This window comes from Citrobacter sp. S46_ASV_140 (assembly GCF_018919545.1).
GTDB classification, from domain to species: domain Bacteria; phylum Pseudomonadota; class Gammaproteobacteria; order Enterobacterales; family Enterobacteriaceae; genus Citrobacter; species Citrobacter braakii.
Genome location: NZ_JAHLRC010000103.1, coordinates 1 through 12401, shown reverse-complemented (window position 1 = coordinate 12401; position 12401 = coordinate 1). Strand labels below are relative to the sequence as shown.

At 54.0% G+C, this 12401-nt stretch carries 13 protein-coding genes; 6 read left to right on the top strand and 7 right to left on the bottom strand.

From position 1 onward, the window contains the following. Window positions 1-186 precede the first annotated feature (186 nt). A complete protein-coding gene (locus tag KQJ19_RS18880) occupies window positions 187-1221 on the top strand; it encodes a glycosyltransferase (RefSeq protein ID WP_049042810.1) in 1035 nt (344 codons plus the stop codon). Here the strand turns inward: KQJ19_RS18880 and KQJ19_RS18875 are convergent. The 3 genes from KQJ19_RS18875 to gpmM are packed head-to-tail and all read right to left on the bottom strand — an operon-like array spanning window position 1208 to window position 5020. Continuing rightward, window positions 1208-2179, bottom strand: coding sequence for a divergent polysaccharide deacetylase family protein (locus tag KQJ19_RS18875; RefSeq protein WP_016154969.1), 972 nt, complete (start codon window positions 2177-2179; stop codon window positions 1208-1210). The genes KQJ19_RS18880 and KQJ19_RS18875 overlap by 14 nt on opposite strands. 3 nt (window positions 2180-2182) lie before the next feature. After that, window positions 2183-3442, bottom strand: a complete 1260-nt coding sequence (envC, locus tag KQJ19_RS18870) for a murein hydrolase activator EnvC (RefSeq protein ID WP_346011596.1) — start codon at window positions 3440-3442, stop codon at window positions 2183-2185. A 33-nt stretch (window positions 3443-3475) separates the two neighbouring features. Next, entirely contained in the window at window positions 3476-5020 is a 1545-nt protein-coding gene (gene gpmM / locus KQJ19_RS18865) for a 2,3-bisphosphoglycerate-independent phosphoglycerate mutase (protein WP_016154967.1), read from the bottom strand. A gap of 247 nt (window positions 5021-5267) precedes the next feature. Here gpmM and KQJ19_RS18860 point away from each other — a divergent pair, with 247 nt between their 5' ends. From KQJ19_RS18860 to cysE, 5 genes are all read left to right on the top strand, one after another. Further along, window positions 5268-5699 carry a rhodanese-like domain-containing protein gene (locus KQJ19_RS18860; protein ID WP_005120473.1) on the top strand — a complete coding sequence of 144 codons (432 nt, stop codon included), beginning with the start codon at window positions 5268-5270 and terminating at the stop codon, window positions 5697-5699. Between the two features lie 51 nt (window positions 5700-5750). After that, window positions 5751-6002 carry a glutaredoxin 3 gene (grxC, locus tag KQJ19_RS18855; RefSeq protein WP_003024152.1) on the top strand — a complete coding sequence of 84 codons (252 nt, stop codon included), beginning with the start codon at window positions 5751-5753 and terminating at the stop codon, window positions 6000-6002. 46 nt (window positions 6003-6048) lie between these two features. Continuing rightward, on the top strand, window positions 6049-6516 hold the full coding sequence (gene secB / locus KQJ19_RS18850) for a protein-export chaperone SecB (RefSeq protein ID WP_003024155.1): 468 nt from the start codon (window positions 6049-6051) through the stop codon (window positions 6514-6516). Beyond that, a complete protein-coding gene (gpsA, locus tag KQJ19_RS18845; protein ID WP_016154966.1) occupies window positions 6516-7535 on the top strand; it encodes an NAD(P)H-dependent glycerol-3-phosphate dehydrogenase in 1020 nt (339 codons plus the stop codon). Before secB ends, gpsA begins: the two co-directional genes overlap by 1 nt. Window positions 7536-7612: 77 nt before the next feature. Continuing rightward, a complete protein-coding gene (gene cysE / locus KQJ19_RS18840) occupies window positions 7613-8434 on the top strand; it encodes a serine O-acetyltransferase (RefSeq protein WP_016154965.1) in 822 nt (273 codons plus the stop codon). 159 nt (window positions 8435-8593) lie between these two features. Here the strand turns inward: cysE and trmL are convergent, their stop codons facing one another. The 4 genes from trmL to lldR form a co-directional block, all read right to left on the bottom strand. Further along, complete coding sequence (trmL, locus tag KQJ19_RS18835) at window positions 8594-9067, bottom strand: tRNA (uridine(34)/cytosine(34)/5-carboxymethylaminomethyluridine(34)-2'-O)-methyltransferase TrmL (RefSeq protein WP_016157744.1); 474 nt, start codon at window positions 9065-9067, stop codon at window positions 8594-8596. Window positions 9068-9113: 46 nt separating this feature from the next. Beyond that, window positions 9114-10454 (bottom strand): aromatic acid/H+ symport family MFS transporter, encoded by a 1341-nt coding sequence (locus KQJ19_RS18830; RefSeq protein ID WP_047415818.1) that lies wholly within the window; start codon window positions 10452-10454, stop codon window positions 9114-9116. Window positions 10455-10649: 195 nt separating this feature from the next. Continuing rightward, a complete protein-coding gene (gene lldD / locus KQJ19_RS18825) occupies window positions 10650-11840 on the bottom strand; it encodes an FMN-dependent L-lactate dehydrogenase LldD (RefSeq protein WP_016154962.1) in 1191 nt (396 codons plus the stop codon). Beyond that, the coding region (lldR, locus tag KQJ19_RS18820; protein ID WP_216403981.1) for a transcriptional regulator LldR at window positions 11837-12401 on the bottom strand (565 nt) is incomplete at its 5' end. The genes lldD and lldR, both read right to left, overlap by 4 nt.

The following is a 12401-nucleotide window of genomic DNA, read 5'->3' as shown; positions in this document are numbered from 1 at the left end:
GTTGTGTCCCTCAATATGTAGACGATCTGAGCTATCACGGCCGCTGAACTCAGGCGCCGCATGGCATTTTCCCATACTGGTTGTTTTCGCTGCGCCGCTTCTGAAAATTAAATGTTCTAACCTTAATAATTCCTTAATGAAACTGTAGTAAAAGTCATCAGTGTACTGACAAACTTGGGTTATCTGATGAGAAACCGCACAAATATGTTGAGTGTTATTATTCCGTTGTATAACGCGGGTGATAGTTTTCGGGATTGCATGGAATCTTTGATCGCACAGACATGGGCTGCGATAGAGATCATTATTGTGGATGACGGTTCAACGGATAACTCTGTTGATATTGCAAGACATTATGCTGATAACTATTCCCATGTCCGGTTGTTACATCAGGCTAACGCCGGGGCATCTGTCGCGCGTAATCGTGGTCTGGCAGTGGCCAAAGGGGATTATGTTGCATTTGTCGATGCCGATGACCTGGTTTATCCCAATATGTATGAAACCCTGATGACCATGGCGCTTCAGGATGATCTCGATCTGGCACAGTGCAATTCTGATTGGTGCATTTTCGAAACGGGGGACACCTGGCAATCAATACCGACGGACCGTCTGCGGTCTACGGGTGTATTGACCGGCCCCGACTGGTTACGTATGGCATTGGCTTCACGCCGTTGGACGCATGTGGTCTGGATGGGGGTTTATCGCAGAGATGTTATCGAGAAAAACAAGATAGCGTTTATTCCAGGGTTGCATCATCAGGATATTGTATGGACGACGGAGTTTATGTTTAACGCCAAACGTGTGCGATATACCGAGCAATCATTGTATAAATACTTCTTACACGATCAATCAGTTAGCCGTCTTAAAAGACAAGGCTTAAAAAATCTCAATTACCAACGCCACTATATTAAAATTACACGGTTATTGGATAAGTTGAATCGTGAATATGCGGGTCGGATTACTATTTATCCGGAATTTCATCAGCAAATAACCTATGAAGCATTACGCGTTTGCCACGCAGTACGCAAAGAGCCGGATGTCCATATTCGTCAACGCATGATTGCAGAGATTTTTGTCTCTGGTATGTATAAACGCATGATTACTAACGTACGCAGCGCCAAAGTTTTGTACCAGGCGCTGCTATGGTCATTCCGTCTCTGGAAATGGCGCGATAAAACATCCTCGCCTTCTCGTATTGCCCGTAAAACGCTTAATTTACGTTAGCGTTCATAGCGCTGGGTGAGGATGTATTCCCCCAGCCCTGCCATTGCAGGCGCATGTACTGCACCAGCGTGCTTTGGGTGATGCTTTCACCGAGCACGCTGAAGAAGCGGCTGGCGTAAACCGGCTCTAACGGCTGCTTCGGTTTGCATAATCTCACCCCGCGGAAAGGATTACGTGGCGCATCAGGTTTACCATTCTTCGGCGGTGTAAGGTTTGGTCTGGAGGTATCTACCTGTGGTTCATTGAGCAGGCTGCTTGGGCGAACCAGCGTAATGTCCGCAGGCAGGTTATAAAGCATTTGCTGCAGGACGCGAACCGTCGAAGGGTGAGGATGCCCAATGGCAATTGCTGAACCGTTGCGGCGCGCAAGCTCAACGGCACGATTAAACTGACGGCGAATATCGGCTTCGTTTTGCGTGTCATCCAGGAAGACTTTGCGTTTGATAACCTTCACGCCGGTTCCTGATGCTGCGCGCATTGCCTGACTGTTGCCGATGGTCATACTGTCCAGGAAGTAGAGATCGTAGCGTTCCAGCGCCTGCATCACCTTCTGCATACCGAACAGGCTGGAGGTCATCGCGCTGCCCATATGGTTGTTCAGCCCGACCGCATTCGGTACTTTGCTCACCGCGTCGCGAATAATCCGCTCAATCTCTTCGCTGCTCATTTCCGGGCGCAAAGTATCTTTCTCTAACGGCTGTTTGCTCAGCGGCGCCATCGGCAGATGGATTAACACTTCATGCCCGCTGTTATGCGCTTTAATCGCCATTTCACGCGCGTGTGGGGCATTAGGCAGAACGGCAACGGAGAGGGTGGAAGGCATCGCCAGAACCTGATTTTCGGTGTGTGGACGATAGCCGAAATCATCAATAACGATGGCAAGTTTGCCAGCAAAAACAGGTGTTGCGAAGGCCAGCACGCTGGCGAGAGAGAATAATAGACGACGAAATTGAGGCAAAACTTATCTTCCCAACCACGGCTGTGGATTGACCGCCTGACCCTGGCGACGAATTTCGAAATAGAGTGCCGGCCTGCCCTGTCCGCCGCTGCTACCCACAAGTGCAATAGGCTGCCCGGCGCGAACCTGCGTACCGACGCTGACCAGCGCGCTCTGGTTATAACCGTACAGGCTCATATCGCCTTTACCGTGCTCAACGACGACTACCAGGCCGTAACCCTGCAACCAGTCCGCCAGAATGACGCGACCATCGGCAATGGCTTTAACCTCGGTGCCTTCGGATGCGCCAATAACCATCCCCTTCCAACGTAGCTCACCTTGCAACTGTTCGCCATAACGATGTAGCGTTGGGCCACGAACGGGCCAGAATGCCTGGCCGCGTGGGGAACCTAAACCGCCGGTACGGGACATCAGTGATTTTTCGCTTTCGGTTGGCTTGTAGGTTGAGCCTTTCCGTGACGCATCCTTTTGTTTGTCACGTACGGCCTGCGCCTCGCGAGCTTCACGTTCCGCGCGAGCTTTGGCTGCGGCTTCGGCACGAGCAATGCTGCTGCGCAGGCGTGATTCGTTGGCGCGCATTTCGCCCAGTTGCTGCTGACCCTGCTGAATCGATGACTCCAGACCCGAGAGCGTCTTCTTGCGTTCATTACGCGCCTGCTCCAGCTTAGCCTGCTGAGCGCGCTGTTCGTACAGCAACGTCTGCTGTTCGCTCTGCTTATCTTCCAGCTCGGCTTTTTGCGAGTCGACCTCTTCGCGGGTTTGTTTCAACTGCGCGATGGTTTCCTGCCGCGCCTGGTTCAGATAGCCGAAATAGGCCTGCAGGCGTTGCCCGCGCTGGCTCTCCTCCCCGCTCAGAATGAGCTGAATACCAGTGTGTTCGCCCTGGCGAAACGCTGCGTCAAGTTGGGCTGCCAGGCTACGCTCTTGCGCAGCCCGCTGTTTTTCCAGCTTCGCGAGGGCGGCATTCATTTCAGTGATTTGCGCATTCAGCTGCGCCAGCGAGTTTTGCGTTTCGCGTAGTTGCCTGGCAGCAACGGCGATGGCCTGTTCCTGAGCTTTAAGTTGAGCGAGGAGAGTGGAGCGTTGTTGTTGTTGTTGGCGTACCGCGCGTTCTTTTGCCGCGATATCAGCCTGAATAGATTTGAGCTGATCGCGCTCGTCCGCGTGGGCGGAAAAGGCGCACAGCAATACGCCAGCGCTAAGCGCGCTGGCGTAGAACAAGGGCCTGACTGAAAGCTTTTGCAGTTTCACGGCCCAAGTGATGGTATTAATCGCCTTTCCCCTCATGGGGAGGGATTATTCCACGATGAACAGCGGCTTACCAGTCATCTCTTGCGGGATTTCCATACCCATCAGCGTCAGCATCGTCGGGGCGATATCAGAAAGTTTGCCGCCTTCAACTGCTTTGACGTTTTTACCACCGACATAAATCAGCGGAACGGGCAGGTTGGTGTGTGCTGTATGCGCCTGACCGGTGGACGGATCGCGCATTTGCTCTGCGTTACCGTGGTCCGCGGTGATCAGCAGTTGGCCGCCAACGGATTCAACCGCTTTAGTCACCTGCTCAACGCAGTGATCCAGCGCTTCAACCGCTTTAACCGCAGCTTCCATCACCCCGGTGTGACCAACCATGTCGCCGTTCGGGTAGTTACAAATGATGGTGTCGTATTTTCCGCTCTGAATCGCAGCAACCAGCTTCTCGGTCAGCTCAGCAGAGCTCATTTCCGGCTGCAGATCGTAGGTCGCGACTTTCGGCGAATTGATCAGGATGCGATCTTCGCCTTTGAACGGCTCTTCTACGCCGCCGTTAAAGAAGAAGGTCACGTGGGCATATTTTTCAGTTTCGGAAATACGCAGCTGCGTTTTGTCATTCTTCGCCATCCACTCGCCAAGGGTGTTGGCCAGAGACGCTGGTGGGTAAGCAACAGCCGTTTTGATGTCGGCTGCGTATTCGGTCAGCATCACAAAGTTGAGGTTAACGACTTTCTTACGGGCGAAGCCGTCGAAGTCAGCGTTAACAAACGCACGGGTGATTTCACGCGCACGGTCAGCACGGAAGTTCATGAAAATCAGCGTATCGCCGTCTTCCATGGCGGCTTCAGCCTGGCCTTCAGCACGGATCACGGTCGCTTTCACGAATTCGTCGTTTTCGTCGCGGGCATAAGCAGCCTGCAGGCCTTCAACAGCCGTAGCGAACTGGAACTCGCCTTTTGCCAGCGTCATCAGGTCATAAGCCTGTTCAACGCGATCCCAACGGTTGTCGCGGTCCATGGCGTAGTAACGACCGATGATGGACGCTACGCGGCCTTTGCCCAGCGCGGCAAATTTCTCTTCGAATTTCTGCAGCGAATGTTCAGCGCTGCGCGGCGGGGTATCACGGCCATCAAGGAAAGCGTGCAGATAGATTTTCTCAGCACCGCGTTCAGCTGCCATTTCGACCATCGCCATGATGTGATCTTCGTGGCTGTGAACGCCGCCAGCAGAGAGCAGGCCCATGATGTGAACCGCTTTGCCGCTATTTTTTGCCTGGTCGACCGCATCGGTCAGCACTGGGTTAGCGAAGAAAGTCCGTTCTTTAATTTCAACATCCAGACGGGTCAGGTCCTGATACACGATGCGGCCCGCGCCCAGGTTGACGTGACCCACTTCGGAGTTGCCCATCTGGCGATCGGGCAGGCCGACTTCCAGGCCAGAGGCATCAATCAGGGTATGCGGACGTTTTGCCCACAGAGCATCCATTACCGGGGTTTTGGCATTAAAGATGGCGTTATCCTGGCTGTCTTCACGATAGCCATAGCCATCCAGAATCACCAGTACCATAGGTTTTTTAGAAACCGACATTGCGACAACCTCACACTCAATAGACAAAAATAATTGCGTAATTTTACTACAGCTGAATCGATAAAATAGCCCCAGAAGATCAAATAATCGACCAGAGCGTGTCGCAGAGGGCGCGGATTTACGTTTTTTTTTCCGTAGCGCCCCGCAAAAATGCAATCCAATGCACGCTCTGGCTGTATTTGCGCCAACGCGCAGGTATACTCCTTTCCTGGTTTTTTAATCACTAAGTCGGGAGTTGTTACCCCCCATGCAAGAAATTATGCAATTTGTTAGTCGCCACCCTGTATTGAGTATCGCCTGGATTGCGTTACTGGCGGCTGTATTATTTACCACGTTTAAGAGCCTGACTTCGAAAGTGAAGGTAATTACGCGCGGAGAAGCCACTCGTCTTATCAACAAAGAAGATGCGGTGATTGTGGATTTACGTCAGCGCGACGACTTCCGCAAAGGCCATATCGCGGGCTCCACTAACCTGCTGCCGAGCGAAATCAAAGCCAACAATTTTGGCGAGCTGGAAAAACACAAAAACAAACCTGTTATTGTGGTTGATGGCTCTGGTATGCAGTGCCAGGATTCAGCAACTGCGCTGATTAAAGCCGGTTTTGAGCAGGTATCTGTACTGAAAGACGGCGTAGCGGGCTGGAGTGGCGAGAATCTGCCACTGGTTCGCGGCAAGTAATTTACCCGTCTTCTTTCATGCCGCAGGGTAAAAGAACACTGGAGATAAGTCATGGCCAATATTGAGATCTATACCAAAGCGACCTGCCCGTTTTGCCATCGCGCAAAGGCGCTGTTGAACAGCAAGGGTGTGAGTTTCCAGGAACTTCCGATTGACGGCGATGCCGTGAAGCGTGAAGAGATGATCAAGCGCAGTGGCCGTACAACGGTTCCGCAGATTTTTATTGATGCACAGCACATTGGTGGTTGTGACGACTTGTATGCGTTGGATGCACGTGGTGGACTGGATCCACTGCTGCGTTAAGGCGTACCGAAGTATTTAAAGGACAACACTAAAGGGTTTTCTCAACATGTCAGAACAAAATAACACTGAAATGGCTTTCCAGATCCAACGTATTTATACCAAGGATGTGTCTTTCGAAGCGCCAAATGCACCACATGTTTTCCAGAAAGATTGGCAGCCAGAGGTTAAACTGGATCTTGATACCGCATCTACCCAACTGGCAGATGATGTGTATGAAGTAGTGCTGCGTGTCACCGTAACGGCTTCTCTGGGTGAAGAAACTGCGTTCCTGTGTGAAGTTCAGCAGGGCGGTATTTTCTCCATCAGTGGTATTGAAGGGACTCAGATGGCGCATTGCCTTGGTGCATACTGCCCGAACATTCTGTTCCCGTATGCCCGCGAATGCATCACCAGCCTGGTTTCCCGCGGTACATTCCCGCAACTGAACCTTGCGCCGGTCAACTTTGATGCGCTGTTCATGAACTATTTACAGCAGCAGGCTGGCGAAGGTACTGAAGAACATCAGGATGCCTGATGAACCAAAGTAATGCTTCAATGACTGTGATTGGTGCCGGCTCGTACGGCACCGCTCTTGCCATCACCCTGGCAAGAAATGGCCATCAGGTTGTCCTGTGGGGCCATGATCCGAAACATATCGCGACCCTCGAGCACGATCGCTGCAACGTCGCGTTCCTCCCTGATGTGCCTTTTCCCGAAACGCTGCGCCTGGAAAGTGATTTAGCCACTGCGCTGGCCGCCAGTCGTAATATTCTGGTGGTGGTGCCGAGTCACGTCTTTGGCGAAGTGCTGCGCAACATCAAACCGCTGATGCGTCCTGACGCTCGTCTGGTCTGGGCGACAAAGGGTCTGGAAGCGGAAACGGGACGTCTGCTGCAGGACGTCGCGCGTGAAGCGCTGGGGAATTCTATTCCACTGGCGGTTATCTCCGGTCCGACGTTCGCCAAAGAGCTGGCGGCGGGCATGCCGACGGCGATTTCTCTGGCCTCGACGGACGACACCTTTGCTGACGATCTCCAGCAGTTGCTGCACTGTGGCAAGAGCTTCCGCGTTTACAGCAATCCGGATTTCATTGGCGTGCAGCTTGGCGGCGCGGTGAAAAACGTCATTGCGATTGGCGCGGGGATGTCTGACGGCATCGGTTTCGGCGCGAATGCGCGAACCGCATTGATCACCCGTGGACTGACCGAAATGTCTCGTCTTGGCGCGGCGTTGGGTGCCGATCCTGCCACCTTTATGGGGATGGCGGGTTTAGGCGATCTGGTGCTGACCTGTACCGACAACCAGTCGCGTAACCGTCGTTTTGGCATGATGCTCGGCCAGGGGATGGACGTGCAGGGGGCGCAGGACAAGATTGGTCAGGTGGTTGAAGGCTACCGCAATACGAAAGAAGTTCGTGAATTGGCGCACCGTTTTGGTGTTGAGATGCCAATAACCGAGGAAATTTATCAAGTATTGTATTGCGGAAAAAACGCGCGCGAGGCAGCATTGACGTTATTAGGCCGTGCACGCAGGGACGAGCTGAGTCGCCACTAGCTGTAAGGAACTGTTGAATATAACGACCCGACCCGCGAAGAACGGGTCGGTCGTTTTGCTACCTTCTGGAGTACGCAATGCCGTGTGAAGAACTGGATATCGTCTGGAAAAACATTAAAGCGGAAGCCCGGGCACTGGCGGAATGTGAGCCAATGCTGGCCAGTTTTTATCACGCAACGCTGCTCAAGCATGAAAACCTCGGTAGTGCGCTGAGCTATATGCTGGCGAATAAACTCGCTTCCCCGATCATGCCCGCCATTGCCATTCGCGAAGTCGTGGAAGAGGCCTACGCGGCCGATCCTGAAATGATTGCCTCAGCGGCCTGTGATATTCAGGCGGTACGCACGCGTGATCCGGCTGTCGATAAATATTCCACCCCACTTCTGTATCTGAAGGGCTTTCATGCGCTTCAGGCCTACCGTATCGGTCACTGGCTGTGGCATCAGGGACGTCAGGCGCTGGCGATCTTCCTGCAAAATCAGGTGTCCGTTAGCTTCCAGGTAGACATTCACCCGGCGGCAAAAATTGGCCGTGGGATTATGCTCGATCACGCCACAGGTATTGTGGTCGGTGAAACTGCCGTGATTGAAAACGACGTCTCTATTTTGCAATCCGTCACGCTGGGCGGGACCGGTAAAGCCGGCGGTGACCGCCATCCGAAAATTCGTGAAGGCGTGATGATTGGCGCGGGAGCAAAAATTCTCGGTAACATTGAAGTCGGGCGCGGCGCGAAGATTGGCGCAGGTTCCGTCGTTTTACAGCCGGTACCCCCGCATACCACTGCAGCAGGCGTTCCGGCTCGCATCGTCGGTAAGCCTGACAGCGATAAGCCGTCCATGGATATGGATCAGCATTTCAACGGGATACATCATACTTTTGAGTATGGAGATGGTATCTGATTTCGAGCTATCTTACTTGGCAGATTGAACCTGGGCTGCGTGTACGCTCCGGTGACTGCGCGCAGTCCGTGTTCAATCTGTCTGCGCCGATAACGCTCGAAATGAATTCCATCAAATTAATGTAGGTCGGATCAGGCGCTAGCCGCCATCCAACAATCATCAGCTACGCAGTACCGCGCCCGGATACCCTAGCTGGCGCCAGGCCTCATACACCACCACTGACACCGCATTTGACAGGTTCATGCTGCGACTGTCTGGCATCATCGGAATACGAATTTTTTGTTCGGCCGGCAGCGCGTCAAGGATGCTGGCTGGCAGACCGCGTGTTTCCGGACCAAACATCAGATAATCCCCGTCCTGATAGCATACCGCGCTATGCGCTGGCGTACCTTTGGTGGTCAGAGCAAACAGGCGCTGCGGATGTTCTGCGGCGACGAAGGCGGCGTAATCAGGGTGGCGTAGCACGGCGGTAAATTCATGGTAATCCAGCCCCGCGCGACGCAGGCGCTTGTCGTCCCAGGTAAAGCCCATTGGCTCTATAATATGCAGACGAAAGCCGGTGTTGGCGCAAAGACGGATAATATTGCCGGTATTTGGCGGGATTTCTGGTTCGAATAAAACGATGTTAAGCATACTGCCCCCTTGATAACGGGGGGCAGAATAGCAGAAAGAGCGGGTACTATGCGACGGTCAGCGCGTGCGGTTTATAGCGCTGCAGCTTGTAAATTGTCGCGGCAGCAGCGACCAGGGCCGGAAGGCTGAGGAACATTAAGATACTGTCTGCCTGCCATTGCAGGGAAAGCAACTGGGCGCTCATCATCGTTCCGGCTACGCCGCCGAAGCGGCCCACGCCCTGCATCCAGGCAATGCCCGTCGCACGGCAGTGGGTTGGATAAAACGTGGCGGCCAGCGTCTGCAGCCCGGACTGCGCGCCGTTCATGGTAATCCCCATCAGGAAGATCAGTGCGCCGAACAAGATGATGTGGTTATGTTCAAACCCGAGAGCGAGGGCAAACAGCATCGTCAGAATAAAGCCGAGTGAGACCACTTTATGGGCTTCCCAGCGGTCCATTAACCAACCGGCCAGCAGGATCCCCGCCGTACCGCCAAAGGTAAACAGCGATGTCAGCCAGGCGGATTCGGCCAGCGGATAGCCCATTCCCAGCATCAGCGTTGGCATCCAGCTCAGCAGCACGTAATAGATAACCAGCCCCATAAAGTAGGTCATCCAGAGCATCAGCGTACCCGGCAGCCAGGGCATACTAAATAACTGTGCCACGCTGCTTTTTTTGACCGTGATACGGTCTTCATCCAGATAAAACTGGGTAACCTGTTCCAGACTTCCCGACATAAAGCGTTGAGCAATGCGTTTAATCTGTGCAACCCCTTTACCGCGGTGAACCAGATACTTAACCGACTCTGGCAGGAACAGCACCAACAGTGCGGTGAGGACCAGCGGGGCGATCGCACCAGCAAGCAGAACACTGTGCCAGCCGTAGTTGGGGATCAGCCAGGAGGAGATCACGCCGCCGCCCGCAGCCCCTAACGGAAAGCCACAGTACATGGTGTTAATCGCCATTGAACGACAGCGTTTCGGGGCGAATTCTGACACCAGGGTGATGGCATTGGGCATTGCCGCGCCAAGCCCAAGCCCGGTGAGAAAGCGCCAAAACGTGAGCATATTCAGCGTCTGGGCATAGGCGGTTCCCAGACTGGCGAGGCCAAAGAACAGACAGGAAAAGACCAGGACGCGCTTACGACCCATACGATCGGAAATCGGTCCGGCCAGCAGGGCACCAAATGAGAGGCCCAATAGCGCGGCGCTTAACACCGGTCCTAGATCTTGTTTCTTGATGCCCCAGTCGGCTGAAAGCGTGGGGGCAATATAGCCCATCGCCGCCGTATCGAAGCCGTCAATGGCTAAAACCAGAAAACCCAGGACAATAATGACCCAGTGGAAGCGCGAAAAAGCACTGTCATCTATCGCCTGCTGGATATTCACTTTTCCGGAATAAGCCATGTCACCCTCGCCCGTTATGATGGTTGTTATATGTATAAAATGCTGTTGTATTAGCTTGTCTATACATTTGGCAGGTGGATAAAAAGTTGTCAAATATATTGGTTGTAAATGTTAACTAGTCGTTATTTTTGGATAAAAAATGGTCGGGCTGAAAACAGACCGACCATTCAGAAAATGGGGTTTACGGGGATGTTGTTACGCTGCGCTACCCTGGACCAGAGGTGCCAGCGCGGCAGGCAGGCTCTTACCCAGTTCCTGTACCAGCGAATCACGGCTGATTTCGCTAATCGACTTCGCACCGGTCAGGGTCATCGCCACCTTCATCTCTTTCTCGATCAGGTTCAGCAGATTCGCCACACCGGCCTGGCCATGGGTCGCCAGCGCGTACAGATAAGCACGCCCCAGCAGCACGCTATCCGCGCCCAGCGCTATCATGCGTACAACGTCCAGACCATTGCGGATCCCGCTATCAGCCAGAATGGTGATATCGCCTTTCACCGCATCGGCAATGGCGGGCAGCGCACGAGCTGAAGACAGCACGCCATCTAACTGACGGCCACCGTGGTTAGAGACAACGATGCCATCTGCGCCAAAGCGTACGGCGTCGCGGGCATCTTCAGGATCGAGGATCCCTTTGATCACCATCGGACCATCCCAGAATTCGCGGATCCACTCGAGGTCTTTCCAGGAAATCGACGGATCGAAGTTATTCGCCAGCCAGCCGATGTAATCTTCAAGGCCAGTGGGTTTGCCCAGATAAGTCGAAATATTGCCTAAATCATGCGGGCGACCGTTCAGACCAACGTCCCATGCCCACTGTGGATGAGTGACTGCTTGCCAGTAGCGACGCAGTGCCGCATTTGGGCCGCTCATACCGGAATGGGCATCACGGTAGCGTGCGCCAGGCGTTGGCATATCGACGGTAAAGACCAGCGTGGAGCAACCCGCCGCTTTGGCGCGCTCCAGTGCGTTACGCATAAAACCGCGATCGCGCAGAACATACAGCTGGAACCACATTGGACGCTTGATGGTCGGGGCGACTTCTTCAATCGGACATACGGACACTGTGGAAAGCGTAAACGGAATGCCTTTGGCATCAGCGGCGGCGGCGGCCTGAACCTCGCCCCGGCGTGCGTACATGCCGCACAAGCCGACAGGCGCGAGGGCTACCGGCATGGAGAGCGTTTCGTTGAACAGCTTTGTTTCCAGGCTCAGGTCGGACATATTCTTCAGTACGCGCTGGCGCAGCGCCACCTCTGACAGGTCTGCCACGTTACGGCGCAAGGTGTGCTCGGCATACGCCCCGCCGTCAATATAGTGGAACAAGAAGGGGGGCAGGATGCGCTGGGCTGCGGCGCGATAGTCGCTGGCTGCTGAAATAATCATGTGTTGTTCTCCCTGCTATTCTCACCAGGATCACCGGGCAGGCGAGTAATACGCGCCTGCCGGGCCTGATCTTCGTCAAATCGTTTAATTGTGGTGTGGACAAAACTGAGGTGCGCCATCATGGCCTTACGCGCCCCGTCGGCATCCCCGGCAACAATGGCGTCCAGCACGGCCTGATGCTGCGCCGTCAGTTGAGAAAATACGGGCGGTACCAGGTACATACGTTGGCGGCTCTGTTTTACCGAAGACTGCAGGACGTCGAAGAAACCGCGCATGGTCTGCAACAGCACCACGTTGTGCGAGGCTTCCGCAATGGCGAGATGAAAACGAACGTCAGCCTGCGAGGCGAGATCCGGATCTTCGCTTTGCGTGGCCTCGAAACAGAGCCTGATTTTCTCTTTATCCGCGGCGGTGGCCCGCATGGCTGCGTGCCAGGCGGTACTGGCTTCGATGGCGTGGCGGGCCTCCAGAATATCGAAACTGTAATCAGGATCGTCCGCCAGCAGGGTTTTCAGCGGCTGAACGATGTTTTGTTCAGACCAGGCCTCATGCTGCCAGCGG

Excerpts from the sequence above, each read along its gene's own strand:
- cysE (WP_016154965.1), top strand. The coding sequence starts at position 7,613 with ATGCCGTGTGAAGAACTGGATATCGTCTGGAAAAACATTAAAGCGGAA.
- grxC (WP_003024152.1), top strand. The coding sequence starts at position 5,751 with ATGGCCAATATTGAGATCTATACCAAAGCGACCTGCCCGTTTTGCCAT.
- gpmM (WP_016154967.1), bottom strand. The coding sequence starts at position 5,020 with ATGTCGGTTTCTAAAAAACCTATGGTACTGGTGATTCTGGATGGCTAT.
- KQJ19_RS18880 (WP_049042810.1), top strand. The coding sequence starts at position 187 with ATGAGAAACCGCACAAATATGTTGAGTGTTATTATTCCGTTGTATAAC.
- gpsA (WP_016154966.1), top strand. The coding sequence starts at position 6,516 with ATGAACCAAAGTAATGCTTCAATGACTGTGATTGGTGCCGGCTCGTAC.
- KQJ19_RS18860 (WP_005120473.1), top strand. The coding sequence starts at position 5,268 with ATGCAAGAAATTATGCAATTTGTTAGTCGCCACCCTGTATTGAGTATC.
- lldD (WP_016154962.1), bottom strand. The coding sequence starts at position 11,840 with ATGATTATTTCAGCAGCCAGCGACTATCGCGCCGCAGCCCAGCGCATC.
- trmL (WP_016157744.1), bottom strand. The coding sequence starts at position 9,067 with ATGCTTAACATCGTTTTATTCGAACCAGAAATCCCGCCAAATACCGGC.
- secB (WP_003024155.1), top strand. The coding sequence starts at position 6,049 with ATGTCAGAACAAAATAACACTGAAATGGCTTTCCAGATCCAACGTATT.
- KQJ19_RS18830 (WP_047415818.1), bottom strand. The coding sequence starts at position 10,454 with ATGGCTTATTCCGGAAAAGTGAATATCCAGCAGGCGATAGATGACAGT.